Annotated in this window: 18 protein-coding genes and 1 pseudogene; 6 read left to right on the forward strand and 13 right to left on the reverse strand. The window is 60.9% G+C overall.

Annotated features, from left to right (window positions below; translation table 11 throughout):
* Positions 1-18: 18 nt before the first annotated feature.
* Positions 19-837, forward strand: coding sequence for an alpha/beta fold hydrolase (locus tag KVG88_RS28275; protein ID WP_150703744.1), 819 nt, complete (start codon positions 19-21; stop codon positions 835-837).
* 93 nt (positions 838-930) lie between these two features.
* Here KVG88_RS28275 and dsbG read toward each other — a convergent pair whose 3' ends face one another.
* From dsbG to KVG88_RS28295, 4 genes are all read right to left on the reverse strand, one after another.
* Positions 931-1,698, reverse strand: coding sequence for a thiol:disulfide interchange protein DsbG (gene dsbG / locus KVG88_RS28280; RefSeq protein ID WP_150703743.1), 768 nt, complete (start codon positions 1,696-1,698; stop codon positions 931-933).
* Complete coding sequence (locus tag KVG88_RS28285; protein WP_217873346.1) at positions 1,674-2,528, reverse strand: TlpA disulfide reductase family protein; 855 nt, start codon at positions 2,526-2,528, stop codon at positions 1,674-1,676. Before KVG88_RS28285 ends, dsbG begins: the two co-directional genes overlap by 25 nt.
* Positions 2,528-4,264 (reverse strand): protein-disulfide reductase DsbD, encoded by a 1,737-nt coding sequence (dsbD, locus tag KVG88_RS28290; RefSeq protein WP_217873347.1) that lies wholly within the window; start codon positions 4,262-4,264, stop codon positions 2,528-2,530. The genes KVG88_RS28285 and dsbD overlap by 1 nt, the downstream gene beginning before the upstream one ends.
* A gap of 176 nt (positions 4,265-4,440) precedes the next feature.
* Positions 4,441-5,181 (reverse strand): hypothetical protein, encoded by a 741-nt coding sequence (locus KVG88_RS28295; RefSeq protein WP_217873348.1) that lies wholly within the window; start codon positions 5,179-5,181, stop codon positions 4,441-4,443.
* Positions 5,182-5,474: 293 nt separating this feature from the next.
* On the opposite strand from KVG88_RS28295, the gene KVG88_RS28300 reads away from it, so the two are divergent.
* The 5 genes from KVG88_RS28300 to KVG88_RS28320 all read left to right on the forward strand — a co-directional run bounded on the left by KVG88_RS28300 (position 5,475) and on the right by KVG88_RS28320 (position 9,922).
* Positions 5,475-6,155 (forward strand): response regulator, encoded by a 681-nt coding sequence (locus tag KVG88_RS28300; RefSeq protein ID WP_217873349.1) that lies wholly within the window; start codon positions 5,475-5,477, stop codon positions 6,153-6,155.
* Complete coding sequence (locus KVG88_RS28305; protein ID WP_217873350.1) at positions 6,152-7,477, forward strand: ATP-binding protein; 1,326 nt, start codon at positions 6,152-6,154, stop codon at positions 7,475-7,477. Before KVG88_RS28300 ends, KVG88_RS28305 begins: the two co-directional genes overlap by 4 nt.
* 192 nt (positions 7,478-7,669) lie before the next feature.
* Positions 7,670-8,152: a GNAT family N-acetyltransferase gene (locus tag KVG88_RS28310; RefSeq protein ID WP_217873351.1), complete on the forward strand. Its 483-nt coding sequence runs from the start codon at positions 7,670-7,672 to the stop codon at positions 8,150-8,152.
* A 57-nt stretch (positions 8,153-8,209) separates the two neighbouring features.
* Positions 8,210-9,616: an aspartate aminotransferase family protein gene (locus tag KVG88_RS28315; protein ID WP_217873352.1), complete on the forward strand. Its 1,407-nt coding sequence runs from the start codon at positions 8,210-8,212 to the stop codon at positions 9,614-9,616.
* Positions 9,617-9,697: 81 nt separating this feature from the next.
* A complete protein-coding gene (locus tag KVG88_RS28320; protein ID WP_150703736.1) occupies positions 9,698-9,922 on the forward strand; it encodes an MbtH family protein in 225 nt (74 codons plus the stop codon).
* Between the two features lie 258 nt (positions 9,923-10,180).
* Here KVG88_RS28320 and KVG88_RS28325 read toward each other — a convergent pair whose 3' ends face one another.
* From KVG88_RS28325 to KVG88_RS28365, 9 genes and pseudogenes are all read right to left on the reverse strand, one after another.
* Complete coding sequence (locus KVG88_RS28325; RefSeq protein ID WP_150703735.1) at positions 10,181-11,080, reverse strand: metal ABC transporter substrate-binding protein; 900 nt, start codon at positions 11,078-11,080, stop codon at positions 10,181-10,183.
* Positions 11,081-11,980: a metal ABC transporter permease gene (locus tag KVG88_RS28330; protein WP_033041974.1), complete on the reverse strand. Its 900-nt coding sequence runs from the start codon at positions 11,978-11,980 to the stop codon at positions 11,081-11,083.
* A pseudogene (locus KVG88_RS28335) lies at positions 11,980-12,718 on the reverse strand (metal ABC transporter ATP-binding protein). The gene KVG88_RS28330 and the pseudogene KVG88_RS28335 overlap by 1 nt, the downstream one beginning before the upstream one ends.
* 106 nt (positions 12,719-12,824) lie before the next feature.
* Entirely contained in the window at positions 12,825-13,751 is a 927-nt protein-coding gene (locus KVG88_RS28340; protein WP_150703733.1) for a metal ABC transporter substrate-binding protein, read from the reverse strand.
* Between the two features lie 35 nt (positions 13,752-13,786).
* On the reverse strand, positions 13,787-14,359 hold the full coding sequence (locus KVG88_RS28345) for a DUF6162 family protein (protein ID WP_217873353.1): 573 nt from the start codon (positions 14,357-14,359) through the stop codon (positions 13,787-13,789).
* Positions 14,356-14,685: a hypothetical protein gene (locus KVG88_RS28350; RefSeq protein WP_150703731.1), complete on the reverse strand. Its 330-nt coding sequence runs from the start codon at positions 14,683-14,685 to the stop codon at positions 14,356-14,358. Before KVG88_RS28350 ends, KVG88_RS28345 begins: the two co-directional genes overlap by 4 nt.
* Positions 14,682-15,224, reverse strand: coding sequence for a PA2404 family protein (locus tag KVG88_RS28355; RefSeq protein ID WP_150703730.1), 543 nt, complete (start codon positions 15,222-15,224; stop codon positions 14,682-14,684). Before KVG88_RS28355 ends, KVG88_RS28350 begins: the two co-directional genes overlap by 4 nt.
* Positions 15,221-16,420 (reverse strand): PepSY-associated TM helix domain-containing protein, encoded by a 1,200-nt coding sequence (locus tag KVG88_RS28360; protein ID WP_150703729.1) that lies wholly within the window; start codon positions 16,418-16,420, stop codon positions 15,221-15,223. Before KVG88_RS28360 ends, KVG88_RS28355 begins: the two co-directional genes overlap by 4 nt.
* A 261-nt stretch (positions 16,421-16,681) precedes the next feature.
* On the reverse strand, positions 16,682-17,557 hold the full coding sequence (locus KVG88_RS28365; protein ID WP_217873354.1) for an alpha/beta fold hydrolase: 876 nt from the start codon (positions 17,555-17,557) through the stop codon (positions 16,682-16,684).
* Positions 17,558-17,604 lie beyond the last annotated feature (47 nt).

Here is a 17,604-nt window from a genome sequence, read left to right on the forward strand (position 1 = left end):
CACCAGCGGAGACATTCGATGCCCTTCGTAACGATTGACGGACAACCCCTGCACTACATTGACCAAGGCAGCGGCCCGGCCGTCTTGTTGGCCGGCAGTTACCTGTGGGACCAGGCGATGTGGGCGCCGCAGATGGCCGCGTTGTCGCAGCAATATCGCGTGATTGCCCTGGACCTGTGGGGCCACGGTGAGTCCGGACGGTTGCCTGAAGGTACGACGTCGCTGGACGATGTGGCGCGCCAGGCCTTGGCGCTGCTCGATCATCTGGATATCGACCGCGTCACATTGGTCGGGCTGTCGGTCGGTGGCATGTGGGGCGTGCGCCTGGCGTTGTCGGCGCCGCAACGGCTCAACGGGCTGGTGCTGATGGACACCTACGTCGGTGTCGAACCGGAACCGACCCGCCAGTACTACTTTTCGCTGTTCAAGATGATTGAAGAAACCGGCGTGATCGCGCCGCAACTGCTCGATATCGTGGTGCCGATTTTCTTCCGACCGGGCATCGACCCACAGTCAGCGCTGTATCAGGATTTCCGCGCCAAACTGGCTGCACTACCACCGGAGCGCTTGCGCGAAAGCATCGTGCCGATGGGGCGGATTACCTTTGGTCGTGATGATCTGTTGCCGCGTCTGGGGGAATTGAATGCCGCGACCACGCTGGTGATGTGCGGCGATCAGGACAAACCGCGGCCACCGAGTGAAACGCAGGAAATGGCCGGGTTGATTGGTTGCCCGTATGTTCTGGTGCCGGAGGCGGGGCATATTTCCAATCTGGAAAATCCGGGGTTTGTCACTCAAGCGTTGCTGGCATTTTTGGCTGAGCGCAATCCAGCGTAGTTCGGGGAAAAAGATCGTCCGAACGCAGCCCGAGCCTTCGGGATCGGGTGAACCCTGTAGGAGCTGCCGCAGGCTGCGATCTTTTGATCTTGTTTATTTCGGCCCGAGAATCTTCGCCAACTTGTCCGGCGACGGCGCGCCTTGCTGCTGTTGCAGTTCACCCTTGCTGTCCATATAGAAAATCGCCGGGGTAGCTTGCAGCTCCAGGTCCTCCATCAACTGCATGTTGGCTGCCAATTTCGCCTGAATCGCCGGCGGCACTTCCTTCAAGGCCTTGAGCGAGCTGCCCTTGCCGGCCGCTTCGTGGTCTTGCAGGGCCTTTTGCGGGTCTTTGGCGGCGAGCAGTGCAGCGGATTTGCCGGGGCTGTCCTCGCGGATGATGCCGACCATGATGTGGCGCAACTGCACCTTGCCGGCCTTGACCCATGGACGCGCCTGTTCCCAGAACATGTTGCAGTACGGGCAATTGGGGTCGCTGAACATGTAGACGATACGCGGCGCATCCTTGTTGCCGTCGGCAATCCAGTTGCTCGCTTCCATCTTGGCCCAGACTTCCTTGGACATCGGCGCATACACCAGTTTTTGCAACGGCGCGCTGCTCAGGTCATTGCCTTCGGCGTCGTACAGATTACCCAGCAGCACGTGCTTGCCGTCCGGCGTCAGGTACAGCGCCATGCCACGGTTCTGGTATTGCGCGGCATACCCGCGCAAGCCATCCGGCGCATCGAACTGACCGACAATCTTCGCGCCTTTGGCTTCAATCTTCTTGATCGCTTCGGGCAGCTCTTCGGCCTGCACCGATGGCAGGTGCAGCAGGGCGGCACCCAGGCTCAGGGTCAGCAGGTGGCGGAGGCGGGGCATGGCAGTTTCCTTGAAGAGGTGGCAGGTACGTTGTCGAAATTTTCCAGGGCGCGGGCCAGGCTGGCTTGTGACAGTTCGCCCAAATGGCTGCCCAGTAAACGACCGTCGGGGCTATAGAACAGCGTAGTCGGCAAAGCCATGGAACCGACGGCCTGACCCAAACGACCGCTGCCGTCGAACAGTACGTTGGACAGGCTCAGGCCCTGGGTTTCCAGAAACGTCGCGACGCTTTGCATGCTTTCGGCCTGATTGACGAACAGGAAGGTCAGGTCAGGGCGTTGTTGTTGGGCGCTCTCCAGCACCGGCATTTCCCGGCGACATGGCGGACACCAGGTGGCCCACAAGTTGATCACCAGCGGACCACCCTTGTAGTCAGCCAGTTGCACGGTTTCACCGGCGGCATTGCGCAGGGTGATTTCCGGCAGGCGCGTGCCTTGTTCATAAATGCTCAAGGAGAACGTTGCCAGCAACCAGAACGCCAGGCCGCTGGCCACACCAAAGCCCAGCGGTCGGCGCAGCCCCGGTCGACGCCAGCCCCGGTAAACGCTGGCGAGCATCAGCGCAATCACGCCGGGCCAAGCGAGGAAACCGCCGTCCCGCAGATCGATTATTTGCCAGGGATCGTTGCGATAGTGGGTCCAGTACATCGCGACAAAAGCGATTCGTGCCGCGAGCATGCCGATCAGAAACAGGCTGAACAGTACCGACTCGGGGTTATCACCACCACGTTTGGCCACCCGCCAGCCGACAAACGTCGCCAGCGCCAATGCACTGATCAGCAGCAGGTGGTTAAGGGCGATGGCAAAGGTGCCGAGGGTAAATGTCAGCATTAACGGGCATCTCGGGTGGTGGTCCAGCGTTGCAGGAAAGTATCGGCATCGACCTCGCCGGTGATGCGCTGGCTGCGACGTTCAACGCCGTCGGCACCGATCCACAACAAACTCGGTGGTCCTGGCACTTTGTAACGGCCCAGCAATTCGCGGCTGGCGGCATTGTCGGCGGTGACGTCGAGTCGGAGCAAGCGCACGTCGCTCAACGCTTCGAGCACTTTGGCTTTACCGAACACCTGCTTTTCCATGACCTTGCACGACACGCACCAGTCGGCGTAGTAATCCAGCAACACCCACTGGCCCTGCGCCTGCGCTGCATCGAGCTCGCGTTGCAGGGCTTGCGGATCCTTGACGGTGGTGAAGGCGTCATGACCGACCGGCACAGCCGCAACCGCTGTGTTCGAGGCGCGGTAAACCTGCAACGGCTTGAACAGGTCATCACTGCCGCCCGCCGCGCCGACCACCAGCAGACTGCCCCACAGGCCCAGCAACAACGAAGTGGCGCCGAACAGATGCGCCACGCGACCGAAACCGTCCGATTGCTTCCAGGCGCTGTAGGCCGCAACGAGCAGCAACGCTCCGCACAAACCGACCCAAAGGGTTTGGTCCAGCACCGGGCGCAACATCAGCAACGCCGTGGCGAGGAACAGGAAGCCAAAAATGCCTTTGACCAGATTCATCCAGGCGCCAGGCTTGGGCATGAAGCGATTACCGACGGTCACCAGCAACAGCAGCGGCACACCGATGCCGATGCCCATGGCAAACAGAATCAAGCCACCGTGCAAGGCATTGCCGCTCTGCGCAATGTAGAGCAAGGCACCCGCCAGCGGAGCGGTCATGCACGGCCCGACCAACAGGCCGGAGAGCGCGCCCAGCAGACCCGCACCGATCAGGCTGCCGCCACGTTGGTTGCGCGAGACGTTTTCCAGGCGGTCACGCACCGCCACCGGCAATTGCAGCTCGAAAAAGCCGAACATCGGCAACGCCAACAGCACGAAAATCGCCGCGAAACTGCCCAGCAACCAAGGATTTTGCAACCAGGCTTGCAGGTTCGCCCCAAGCGACGCCGCCAACACACCCATCGCCGCATACACCAGCGCCATGCTCACCACATAGCTGCCGGCCAGGGCCAAACCGCGCTTGGGTGAAGCACCGCTGCCAACGATCAACCCGGCCAGAATCGGCAGCATCGGCAATGAACACGGGGTGAAGGCCAGCAGCAGACCCAGGCCGAAGAATACGAGCAGGCTCCAGCCCAGTGCGCGTTGTTGCAGATTACTGGCCAGGGCCTGATCCGGGGCTTCATTGGTAGTGTTCAGGGCGTTGGCGTTGCCCAGGTCCACGACCCGGGTTTGCGGCGGATAACACAACCCTGCATCGGCACAGCCTTGATAACTCACCTTGACCTGACCACTGGCGCCGGCCGGAATCTTCAACTCAAGGCCTTGGCGATAAACCTGCTGTTCACCGAAAAACTCGTCGCTGTGAGCTTCGCCCGGCGGCAACGCAGGCTGCTGATCGGCAGGCAGGCCGTCGAACTTCAGCCGTTTCTGATAAAGGTAATAACCGTCGGCAATCTGCCAGAAGAGCTGGGTTTCACCGGATTCCAGGCGTTCGGAAGTGAAAACGAACGCCTTGTCGACGGGCATAAACTCGGGTTTGGTCTCGAATGGATTGGTCCCCGCATGAACCAGACCTGACACCAGGAGAGCGAAAAATACAAACAATTGACGCATGGGCAAGCCTTATCCCTTCACAAGTGGGGGCACTGTGGAGGGCGGCGATTAACCCGTGATTAACCGCTCGAGGCATCCAGTAAGACCCACTTGGAACAAGCGGGCCTTGCTGCAAAGTCAGTTTTTCAGCAATCCATGCCATGACTTGTCATCGACATCGGACGTCGGCTCAGGGGTCAGTCTCTCAACAGCCCGGGCCATGTTTCATCGTTGACATCGACTGGGCCGGTTTCTGCCCGGTTCTCTTGGATGTTGTAACGGATGTATTGATTGCCAGTCAGGAAGATGTAGTAGCGACTGTCGGCTAATGTCCCATCATTTTGTACGGCTGTAATGATTCGATCCTTATAGGGCTCAAGTCCAGGCCAGGTTTTGTTGGTAATGGCCTCCCACTTCAAGGTATGTATGCCCTCATTAGAATTTGGCATGCGTTGTGGTAAGTTCCAGTCGAGCATCAGTGAGTTACCATCACTCAGGAGGAATCGAAACTTGCCCGTTATTCCGGGAGCATATGTACGCCACCACGTACCTGCGACAATACGATCAAAGTACGGCAAGATTTTACGCCATTCCGAATCCGCAACAGGATAGCTCCGTATTACCTTGTCTTCATCCTGGTCGTATTTACATACCATAGGGATGAAGTTGTCATAGTAAAAAAGCCATAAGTAGTCGTCGTCGACGCTCCATTGGTTTTCACTCAGGAGGTCGGTGGTGGTGAAACCAAAACGCAAGTTCTTGACATGGGAGTGAAAGCTGCCCCAGCTGGTGGTATTGACAAGGGTTGGATAACCATTCGGGACTTTGTTGTCACTCATATCAAATCGGGTATACGTGTTGCTGTCCTTGAAAAAGAAATAGCAACGGTCTTTTCCGGAGCGCCAATCGACGGCTACGAAGTTTTTAAGTTCTGGCATGAACTGAATCCTTTCAGAGAATTAAATTAGTGAGTTACTTCGAGTTGTACTGTTTTCGGGTTTCGAAGTTGATGCGAGATTAGCGTTTTTACTTGTTTGATTTGTAGGTGTTTTTATTGGCTATTTGTTTCTAAGCTAGTTGGGAATATTGACGTTGCGTTTTCCTGCAAACGCGCTTTCGGGCGCGGCGGATGTGCTGGGGCTTTTCGGCGCTGTTCGTCCGTCTGTCTCCTTGCCATAATTGCGCCTTAATCCACAGGTGTTTGACTCGGGTTTTTACTCTTGGAGCGCCCATGCACGTACTGGTTTGCGAAGACGATGAGTTGATCGCCAGCGGCATCGTCGCCGGCCTGACCGCACAAGGCCTGACCGTGGAGCACGTGGCCGCCGCGTCGGCGGCCCGGGCGATGCTCAAGGTGGCGGAGTTCGACGTCATGGTGCTCGACCTCGGTTTGCCCGACGAAGACGGCCTCAAGTTGTTGCAGCAGTTGCGCCACAATGGTCTGGAACTGCCGGTGCTGATCCTCACCGCCCGGGACTCGGTCACCGACCGTGTCGATGGGCTGCAGGCCGGTGCCGACGACTACCTGCTCAAGCCTTTCGACTTGCGCGAGCTTGCCGCACGTTTGCACACGTTGTTGCGACGAGTGGCCGGGCGCAGCGTCAACCTGATCGAGCACGGGGCTCTGACTTACGACCCGAGCAGTCGTGAAACCACGCTCGCCGGCCAGCCAGTGGACCTCTCGCGTCGCGAACAATCGCTGTTGCAAGCCTTGCTGCACAACCGTGGCCGGGTGCTGTCCACCGAGCAGCTCAAAGACAGCGTCTACGGTTTCAATGACGAACTGGAAAGCAACGCCCTCAACGTCCATATCCATCACCTGCGCAGCAAACTGGGCAAAGGCATTGTTGAAACGGTGCGCGGCCTGGGTTATCGCCTGGGGCCGGCGGATGGCGGAGATCAATCGAAGTGATGAGTTTGCGTTTACGCCTGAGCCTGACGCTCGGCGCCGCGTTTGCGCTGATCTGGGCGCTGGCCGCGGCCTGGATGCTCAGTGACCTGCGTAATCAGATGATGTTCTCGCTCGACCAGCGTCTGGTGGCTTCGGCGCGGATGGTCGCCGGGCTGATGGAGCAATTGCCGCCGGTGCCGAGCAAGGGCGAGGGCACGCATTTCAGTGCCGAGCAGCTGAACATTCCCGGCGGTATGGCGTGTCAGGTCAGCTCGTTGCGCGGCGAAATCCTCGCCCGCAGTCACAGCGATCCGGGGCAAACGCTGGAGGCCGAGAAAATGGGCTTCCACGACCAGATGATCGACGGCGCGCCGTGGCGCAGTTTCACCCTGGCCCGAGGCGATCTGCGCATTACCACGGCGGATCGGCAGATCGAGCGTGAGGCGTTGAACATGTCGATCCTGCTGGCCGCTTCGGTGCCAGTGGGTGTGGCGTTGCTCGGTTGCCTGTGCCTGCTATGGCTGGGCATCGGCCAGGGGTTGGCGCCGCTCAATCGCATGCGCGATGCCTTGATGCGGCGCAGTGCCGATTCTCTGGAGCCGTTGCAGGTGCAGCCGTTGCCGAGTGAATTGCAGCCGTTGCTGGATACGCAAAACCAGTTGTTCCAGCGAATCGGCAAGACCATTGAGCGCGAGCGTCGGCTGACCGGAGATGCAGCGCACGAGTTGCGCAGCCCGCTGACCGCGATCAAGACCCACCTGCAAGTGGCGCGCATGACCGATGGCGCGGCCCGGGACCAGTCCCTGGCCCGTGCGGAGGAGGGCGCAGACCGCCTGCACCGTACGCTTGAGCAATTGTTGTTGCTGGCCCGGGTCGAGGGCAGTTTGTCGTTCGACGATGGTGTGCAATGCAGCGCCGAGCAAGTGGCGAAACTGGCGATTCAGGATGCTGCCGGCGGTGATCGCCAGCGCATCAAATTCCAACTGCCGGCCAGCGTCTCCCCGGCGCCGGTGCAAATGCCGGCGGTGCTGTCGATTGCCGCGCTGCGCAACCTGCTGGACAACGCTTTGCGCCACACGCCCGGTGACGGCGAGGTGGAGTTGAGCCTGCAAACCACCGGCAACCGTGTGCAATTTGTGGTTCGCGACCACGGGCCGGGGATTGCTGAAGACGACCTGCAACACCTGACCCAACGCTTCTGGCGCAACGGCCAGAGCACCGGTTGCGGCCTCGGCCTGGCGATTGTCCAGGCCATCGTCCAGCGCTGTGGTTGCACGCTGCATTTCGACAGCCGACAGGATGGGCTAAGGGTTGAACTGACCATGCCGTTGCAACCGGTCTGACCGACTCGCAAACCCCTGTAGGAGCTGCCGAAGGCTGCGATCTTTGATTTTGTTTTTAAGATCAAAAGATCGCAGCCATCGGCAGCTCCTACATGAAGCCATGTCGCTCATCAATGGTAACTGTTCTCCATTGGCCGCCCCGACCTCCCACGACTATCGTTCCTCACACTCATGGATTGAGGTGACCGCGTCATGGAAGCATCCGTACACACCTGCAACGCCACCCCGGCAGACGCCGGCATCATCAGCCGCATCATTGAGCGTTCCATCCGCGTCGGCTGCGCGCTTGACCATCGCAACCATCCACAAACCGTTGCGGCCTGGACTCAGAATCAAACCCACGAACACATCCAGCGTTGGCTGACGGATCAGCGCCTGTACCTCAATGTCGCCCTGTTGCAGGACAAACCGGTCGGCGTGGCGATGGCTTCGAACGATGGCCAGGTTGCGTTCTGCTATGTACTGCCGGAGTGGTTTCGTCGTGGCGCCGGTCAAGCGCTGGTGCGCGATCTCGAAGGCTGGTTGGTGGGTCACGGGTTGCGCCATGCACGGCTCAACAGCACGCGTACCGGCGAAGCCTTTTATCGGCGACTGGGTTACCAGACGCACGCCGAAACGTTGACGGTAGCGGGCCTCGCTGCCATCCCCATGCACAAAGCCTTGCCTGAGGTCTAAATCCCCGAGCCCCTGATGCGTTTCCAGAACAGGAAAACCTTATTGAGGGGTCGAGAGATGTCAGTCGCTACCAGCCTTATCGAAGATCAGCCGGCCCGGGTCGCCCCGACCGAGACGCTGTATCAGTTCAATGAATCGCCGTTGCTGGCCCGTCAGAGCCAGCAGGAGTCCAACGCCCGTAGCTACCCTCGACGCATTCCCCTGGCACTGAAACGCGCCAAGGGCATCCATGTCGAAGACGTCGAAGGTCGCACGTTCATCGATTGCCTGGCCGGCGCCGGCACCCTGGCGTTGGGGCATAACCATCCGGTGGTGATCGAGGCCATTCAGCAAGTGCTGGCTGACGAGTTGCCCTTGCACACCCTGGACCTGACCACGCCGGTCAAGGACCAGTTTGTTCAAGACCTGTTCGGGCTGTTGCCTCCCGAGCTGGCGGCCGAAGCGAAGATCCAGTTCTGCGGCCCGACCGGCACCGACGCCGTGGAAGCTGCGCTGAAACTGGTCCGTACGGCCACCGGTCGCAGCACCGTGCTGTCGTTCCAGGGCGGTTACCACGGCATGAGCCAGGGGGCGCTGAGCCTGATGGGCAGCCTGGGGCCGAAAAAACCCTTGGGCGCCTTGCTTAGCAATGGCGTTCAGTTCATGCCGTACCCGTACGAATACCGTTGCCCGTTCGGGCTGGGCGGTGCGCAGGGGATCAAGGCCAACCTCAATTACCTCGAAACCCTGTTGAATGATCCGGAGGCCGGCGTGCAATTGCCGGCCGCCGTGATCGTCGAAGTGGTGCAGGGCGAGGGCGGGGTGATCCCGGCTGATCTGGACTGGTTGCGCGGTTTGCGCCGGATTACCGAAAAGGCTGGCGTGGCGCTGATCGTCGACGAGATCCAGAGCGGTTTTGCCCGCACCGGCAAGATGTTTGCCTTCGAGCATGCCGGAATCATTCCAGACGTGGTGGTGATGTCCAAGGCCATCGGCGGTAGCCTGCCACTGGCGGTGGTGGTCTACCGCGATTGGCTCGACACCTGGCTGCCGGGCGCCCATGCCGGCACGTTCCGTGGCAATCAGATGGCCATGGCTGCGGGTTCTGCGGTGATGCGTTATCTGGTCGAGCACAAGGTGTGCGAACACGCTGCCGCCATGGGCGAGCGCTTGAGCGAACACTTGCGCATCTTGCAGCGCGACTTTCCGCAGCTGGGCGACATTCGCGGTCGTGGCTTGATGCTCGGTGTCGAACTGGTGGACCCAGCGGGTGCGCTGGACGCACTGGGCCATCCGCCGGCCTTTGCGCGTTTGGCGCCGCTGGTGCAGCGCGAATGCCTCAAGCGTGGCTTGATCCTGGAACTGGGTGGCCGCCACGGCGCGGTGGTGCGCTTCCTGCCGCCACTGGTGATCACCGCCGCAGAAATCGACCGCGTCGCCGAGATTTTCGGCCGGGCGTTGGCCGCTGCATCCACCGGGCTTTAAATTTTTCGGGCGCCGGAACGTTCCTTCTACATAGCGGCTGCACGCAGCGTGCAGCCCTCCCTACCGTGATGGAGAAACAGCATGACATCAGTATTCGACCGCGAGGACATCCTCTTTCAGGTCGTGGTCAACCACGAAGAGCAATACTCGATCTGGCCTGACTACAAGGCCGTGCCGGAAGGTTGGCGCACCGTGGGCAAAAGCGGGCTGAAAAAGGAATGCCTGGCGTACATCGAGGAAACCTGGACGGACATGCGTCCGCTGAGCTTGCGCCAGAAGATGGATGAGCAGGCCGTCGCTCACTAAGCATGTGAGCAAAAAAAGCCCGCTGGACTGGTGACGGTCAGCGGGTTTTTTGTGGCTGGTCAGCGAAGATCCCTGTAGGAGCTGTCGAGTGCAACGAGGCTGCGATCTTTTGATTTGTTCTTGGAAGCAAGATCAAAAGATCGTCCGAACGCGGCCCGAGCCTTCGGCACCTCCTACATTGAAGCGTGATACATCCGTGGATTCAGATCAGCGTCAGACCGTTATCGCCAGCAGGCTGGTTCCCACAGGGGCCTGAGGTCAACCACTCAACCCCTTGATCACCAAATCCACATCCCCCTCCAGTTCGGCCACTGGATCAGCTGCGTCGACACTCAACACCACCAATCGACTCCCGGCTTCGCTGATAACCGCTTTAAGCGCGTCCGAAGGCTGGCGATGGTGCAACACCACTGCCACGTCATTATCTTTCAGCGTCGCAGCCAATGCCTTTAGCGCCTCAGGCGTCCACTCGGCATCCGGCCTTGCATCCTGACCAACCAGCTCAAGATTCAGACCGCCAATCAGATAGCCGAAGTGATCGCTCAGGCTCATCACGCTGAGGTTATCGGCGGCTGCCAGGCGTGCCTCGCTGTCAGCACTGAGCTTGAGCAAACGCTGTTTCAGCGCCGCCAGGTTGGCCTCGATCGCAGGCTTGGCGTTAGGCGCCAGACGCACCAGATCCGCCGCCATCACGTCCGCCATGCGTCCCATGTTATTGCTCGCCAGCCACGGCTGGCTGTTCAACCCCTCGACCTTGTTGTCGGGCTGCACGGCGATGCCAGGCAGCGCGCCGTCCACCGGGCGGGCGGCGTCGACTTCGACGATGCGGATGTTGCTGCGTCGGGAAATCGGGTACAGCGGATCATCCGCCCACAACGAACGCAGACCAATCACCGCGTCGGCATCGGTCGCCAGTTTGGCCAGTGCCGGAGCGCCACGGCCGGTGAAGTAAGCGGTCTGCCGGCTGCCGGGTAGGTTGTCGGGTGCGGCGCGCTCGAGTTTGACATCGGTACCTTTGAGCAGGACTTCGCCCAAACCGTAGGTGATCGGCAACGAGGCCAGCACGCGTAGCGGTTTGCCGTTGTCGGCGGCGAAGGACGTTGTGGCCAGCCCGCAAAGGGCGACCGCGAGGGTCAATTGGCGTAGAGAAAAAGTCATTTATCCAAGGTTCCCTTTCAGGCTGGGGACAACGCCGCGCGCGATGGCGGCCAGGGCGAAGGCGATACCGGCCACCAGAATGATCGCGGCACCGGACGGGATCGGCAGGTCGAAGACGATCGGCGCGAGAATCCCGCACAGCGTGCTGACCGTGGCGATCAGCACCGAGCACCAGAAAAAGCCCTTCAACGATTGACTGAGCAAGCGTGCCGCCGCAGCCGGGATCACCAGCAGCGCACCGACCAGGATCGCGCCGATGACTTTCACCGCGGCAACGGTAATCAGCGTCACCAGAATCACGAACAGGTAATCCAGCGACTTCACGGCCACGCCGCGTACTGCCGCCAGTTGTGGGTTGAAACTGGCAAGCATGATGCGGTTGTACAACGGCAGGGCCAGGGCCATCACCAGCGAACCGACGATGGCCAGCACCAGCAGGTCATTGCCGTTGACGGTCAGTACTGAACCGAACAGCACGTTTTCCAGAATGTGCACGTTGATCTTGCCCGCCAGAATCAGCAGCAGACTCGCGCCCAGCGCCAGCGACACCGAGAGGAACACGCCGATCAAGGTGTCCGGCGCCAGGCCAGTACGGTTACGCAGGTAGTTGAGCAGGATGCCGAACAGCAGGCAGTAACCGAACAGACTGCCGTAAGGCCCGGTGTAGGGTTCGCCGAGCAGGATGCCGATGGCGACGCCGGTCAGCGCCGCGTGGCCCACCGCTTCGGAGAAAAACGCAAAGCGCTTGACCACCACCAACGTGCCCAGACCGCCCAGCACCGGGCCGATCAACAAACCGGCGAGCAGCGCGTTGACCACAAAACCATAGGCCAGCGCTTCAGGCAGGTACCCGGACGAGGCCCAGCCTTGGACCATCAAACGAAAGGCTTCGTAACTCATCAGGCAGCGCTCCGTGGATGGGTCGAAAACAGGGTCAGCAGACGATCCGGCGTCAGCGCCAGTTTCGGCGTGGCGTCGAACAGCACCCGGCGATTGAGGCCGGTGACGTGATCGGCCAGTCTCCCGACGGCTTCCAGATCGTGCTCGATCCACAACACCGTGATGCCCGCCGCGCGCCAGTCGCCGAGCAAGCGCTCGAACACCTGAATCCCGGCTTCATCCAGCGCCGACATCGGTTCGTCTAACACCAGCAATTGCGGCGCCGGAATCAACCCTTGGGCCAACAACACGCGCTGACGCTCGCCCCCGGACAGCGCGCCCATGCGCCGCTTGCGTTTGTCCTGCATGCCGACCCGCTCCAGGGCCTCGCCAATCGCTGCCGCATAGTGCTTGCTCAAGCCGAGAAATGCCGGACGTCGCTGGCACATGGCGGCCATGAAATCGTCGACGGTCATTGGTAAACCACGGTCGAATTCCAGGGCTTGCGGCACGTAGCCGATCGTCCCCGGTTCGCCCGGCCATTGCAGGCTCAGGCGGCCCTGATGCGGCATTTGCCCCAGCAAGGTCTTGATCAGCGAACTCTTGCCGCCACCGTTGGGGCCGACCAGTGCATGCACGCTGCCGGGTTGAACCTGAAAGGTGACCTTGTCGAGGATTGTCGTGCGACCCAGCGTCAGGCTGACCTCCGAAAAATCCAGGGTCGGCCCCGCACCCTGTAGGAGAGAGCCTGCTCGCGATTGCGTTTTGTCATTAAATGATGATGCCGACTGACCGGACGCCTTCGCCAGCAGGCTGGCTCCCACAGGGTGTTCGGCGTCTTGGGCGATGAGCGTTTCTTTCGAGGTCATTTACCCGACTCCTGAATCGCCCGCACCACGGTGTTGAGGTTGCCGGTCATTTCCTTTTCGTACTTGTCGGCGGTGTATTCGCCGTAGGAAATGTGCGACAGCGGATACAGCTTCACCCCGGATTCACGCTGGATGGTGTCGACGTACGTGGACGGGAAATCCATCTCCGAGAAGATCACTTTCACGTCCAGTTCACGCAGTTGGTCGATGGTCTTTTTCAACTGGCTCGGGCTCGGTTCAATGCCATGGGCCGGTTCGACCACGGCGGTCACTTCCAGGCCGAATTCGCGCAGCAGGTAATCGTAAGCGGCGTGGACCGTGGCCACCCGCAGTTCGGCATTGGGTGCCTGGGTCAGTTTGGCCAGGGCGTCGGCGCGCATCTTGCGCAGGCGTTTGCCGTAGGCGCGGGCATTATCGGTGTAGGTCTTGGCGTTGGTCGGGTCGAGCTTGCCCAGCTCCCGGGCAATGTTGTTGACCTGGGCAATCGATGCGCTGATCGACAGGAAGGTGTGCGGGTTCACCACTTTGCCGGCGCCGCGTGCGGCAACACCGGTGGCGGCCAGCAACGGTACGTTTTCGTTGGCTTCGATCACTGGCACATTCGGGGTTTCGCTGGCGGCGATCATGCGGTCGGCAAAGTCATCATGGCCCACGCCGTTGAGCACGATCACGTCGAGCCCGCTGATGCGCTTGATGTCTTCGGCCCGAGGCTCGTAGGCGTGAGGGTTGAAGCCTGCCGGAATCAGCGGCACCACCTCGGCCTTGTCGCCGACGATGTTGGCCACATAGCTGTAATACGGGTGCAGGGTGATGCCGATGCGCAGGCGCTTGGCCTCGTCGGCGCTGGCCAGGGGAGTCAGCAGGCAGGCCAGCAGGCCGACCAGTGTCAGGCGCAGAACAGAACGTAGAGATGAAATTGGCATGGGAAAGCGGTCTTCTCTCGGGTGAAGGCGAGGGTTCAGTGCCGGTGCTGGCGGGTTACGCCGGCATCGAATTGCGCGACGATCTGCTGCCAGCCGGCGCTTTCGAGCGCGGCGTCGCTGAGGTCGGCAGGGGCCTTGAGATCGGTGGCGCGGTTGAGCCAGATGTCCGGGGCATCATCTTCGGCGGTCAAACGCATCAGGAACGAGCCGGCCACGCTGGCGGTCTGGCTCTGGCCGAAGTAAGCCTTGGCGTCGAGCAATTGCCAGGCATGGCCGCCACGGCTGACGGAGCTGGCGTCCTGGGCGAACGGCGCAAAACCCTCATCGGCGAGGGTTTCAGGTGTCGGCAGGGTTTGCTGTTCCTGGCGCAGCAAGTGAATTTCGTCCAGCGTTACGCGCAGATCGGCGTAGATGCCTTGCTCGGAAGCGCTGAGGTCGCGGCGGGCGTCCAGTTGATGAGTGTTGACGCTGCTCACTTCCTGAGACTCGCCGCGCCACGCGACCACCGAACCGGCCACCGCCAGAATGATCAGGCACAACAGCAACACGTAGAGGGTTTCATGACCGGCACCGGCCGGGCGGACGACTTGCGTGGTTGGCGTGCTCATGGAGTTTCGATGTCCGCTTGGTCGATTTCGACCACGTGGCCAGGGCCTGCGTCGAACAACACATAAAACTCGGCGCCGGGCTTCTTGAAGGTCAGGGTCGAGTCGGCACCGAGCTTGCCCGGCACCAGAATGGTTTCGTCGTAGCCGATCACATCCAGGGTCACTCCCGGTGCGCCGCTGCCGTCGGAGAAACCGCCCGTGCACTTGATCTGCTCGGCGTCGATCGCCTTGCATTCGCACATCGGGTTGTGGGCCAGGGCGCTGGTGCTGAAACCGGCGCCGAGCAATAGCAATGCGGCGCTGAGAGGGCGGATAACGTTGATCATGGTTTGCCTCCTTGAGTGCTCAGCCAGGCGAGAGTGGCGGGGGAGGCCTGGCTCAGAGGAATGGATGCCTGATGCATGGAGCCGTCCCAGCCTTCCATGGTGATCCACAGTTCGGCGTCGGCTTTGGTTTTTTCCGGGATCGGCAACATGGCGCCCATGCGGTACGGCGTGCCGAAGAAAATCACCCCGGCGGCGCGCAGGCTGCGGGGTTTACCGATGCGCAGGTAAGTCGCCTTGACCTGCTCGCGACAGCTGTCGCACAGCGCGGCGTTGAAGCTTTTCATGTGGCCGGCCGGGCCATCGGGGCGGGGGGCTTCATTGCGCAGCTCGGCCAGACGCAGGCTCCACGGGCCGACCTGGACTTCACCGATTTCCCGCTCACCGAGGCCCGTGTCGCCACGGAACAGCGCGGCGTCGGCGAAATACTTGGGCATGAAGCCCAGCGGCACCAGCAACAGCAGAACGTTGATGTGGAAACGCCACTTGTGCCAGAAACGGCTCAGTTTTGACGCGGGTTTTTCTGCAGTGAACAGGCTCATTGGCTGACCTCCGTGCTTTCACGGCTGCCAGCCGCAACTGCCTCGTTGCGTGGGCGTTTGTTGTTGCGCTTGAGCGCATTGGCCGTGGCCAGGGCGGTGCGCTTGGTCCAGATCAGCAGGCCGCTGAGTACCATCATGCTCAGCAGCAGGCCGAAGAAGAACCAGATCAGCTTGATCCAGAGACCGCCGAAATCACCGGTGTGCAACGGGCGCATGGACTCGGTCACGAACTCCAGGCCCGAGCGGTCCGACAGCAGGCGGGTGGCGGCGACATCACCGGTGTACGGGTTGATATCGGCGGTCTGGAACATCAGCGGATACCAGCTGCGCCCCCCCACCGACAGGTAGCTGTAGGCGTTGGCCGGCATGCTGACAAAACTTTCGTCAAGACCGGGGATACGCTCCTTGGCCTGGCGGATCGCCGCTTCGAGGCTGATCATCGGCGCCGCCGAACCATCGGCGGTGAGCGGCACGTTTTCACGGGGTACCACCGCCGCCACCGGCGCGGTGGAGATGGAAATCTGGTTATCGAACATGAACGCTTCGATCAAAAACCAGGTGCTGGTGACGGAAATCACCGCGATGAACCAGATCGACCAGATACCGCTCAGACGGTGGAAATCGCCCCAGAAAATCCGAGCACCGTGACGAATGCGCAGGGTCGGGCGCAAAAAGCCTTTCCAGAAGCGCTTGTACACCACCAGCCCGGTGATCAACGAAGCCAGCAGCGGCAGGCTGAGGAACGACACCAGGTACCAGCCCCAGCTGTAGCCATTGGTGAACGGCACCAGCCACCAGCCATGCAGCGCGCGGGTGAATGCCTGGAAGTTGAATTGCGGAGCGGGGCCTTGAATGGCGCCGGTGTACGGGTTGACGTAAACCGTCAACGCACGTCCGTCGGGATAGGTGACACTGACGTCCAGCGCAAAGTGCGATTCATCGGGGCGGCTGATGCTGTCGATGATGAGGTCGGGCTCAGCCTTTTTGATCGCGCTGACGACTTGGTCGTAATTGAGCCGCGGCGCATCGTCGGAAGGCTGGCTGGCGCGCATTTGCGGGTTGGCCAGCCAGACGATTTCCTGGCTCACCACGGCCAGTGTGCCGGTGACGCAGACGATCAGGACAAAAAACCAGATCGGCAGCGCCAGCCAGCTATGGACCAGAAACCAAAGTTTTGAACGGGATTTCTTCGACATGATTAGGGCGTCTTGTATCGATGAAAGGCCTCTACTACGGGCTTCGCAGCGATGAGGTCCATGAAAGGCCCGGTCGTGGCTTTTGCCTACGCGACAGGACTGCATCTATATAGGACGGATGAGCACCCGAAATCCCGAAGGGCGATATGAAAGAAAATGTTTCGTGTTTCGCGTCCTGTGGTTTTTTGCTGGCATGACAATCCCGCGCGGGTCATTGCGACGTGCGCGGGAGGTTGATGGCGGTCAGGGCGGTGGCCAAGCTCAGCGCAGGAAGTCGAGCACTTCGGTGAGCAGCTGTTCGGGCGCTTCTTCGGCGATGTAATGGCCGGCGGGCAACGGCTTGCCACGGACATCGGAGGCTACTTTTTGCCATTCCTTGAGCGGCTCGAAGCACCGTCCGACCGTGCCTTCCGCGCCCCATAGCACCAGCAGCGGCAGCGCCAATTGATGACCGGCCTCAATGTCGGCACGATCATGCTCCAGGTCGATACTGGCACTGGCGCGATAATCTTCGCAGATGCCACGGGCGGCGCCCGGCAATTGCAGGCAGCGCAGGTATTCACCGAAGGCTTGCTCGGTGAATGGCTTGAGCCCGGCACTGCGGCTGCCCATCACGCTGCGCAGATACGCTTCGGGGTCGGCCTCGATCAGGGTTTCCGGCAACGGTGCTGGGCGAATCAGGAAGAACCAGTGCCAGTACGCACGGGCAAAGGCTTCAGTGGTTTGCGTGTACATCGCCAGGGTCGGGGCGATATCGAGTAACACCATGCGCTGCACGGCGCCCGGGTGATCCAGGGCCAGGCGATGGGCGACGCGAGCGCCACGGTCGTGGGCCAGCACCGAGAACTGTTCGAACCCCAAGGCCTGCATCAACTCGACGCTGTCCTTGGCCATTTCCCGTTTGGAGTAGTGGCTGTGCAGCTCATCGGCTGGCGGTCTGGCGCTGTCGCCGTAACCGCGCAGGTCGGCGGCGATCACGGTGAAATGCTCGGCCAGTTGTTCGGCGACCTTGTGCCAGATGACGTGGGTCTGCGGGTGGCCGTGCAGCAACAACAGGCCTGGACCGCTGCCGCCGATGCGATAGGCAATGTCCACACCGTTGACGCAGCGCTGGTCTTTCAGGAATCCGGCAAACATGAGTGCCTCCTTGTTCTGATTAGCTGCATCCTGAAAGTGTTGCGGCG

This window comes from Pseudomonas azerbaijanoccidentalis, from assembly GCF_019145495.1.
GTDB classification, from domain to species: Bacteria; Pseudomonadota; Gammaproteobacteria; order Pseudomonadales; family Pseudomonadaceae; genus Aquipseudomonas; species Aquipseudomonas azerbaijanoccidentalis.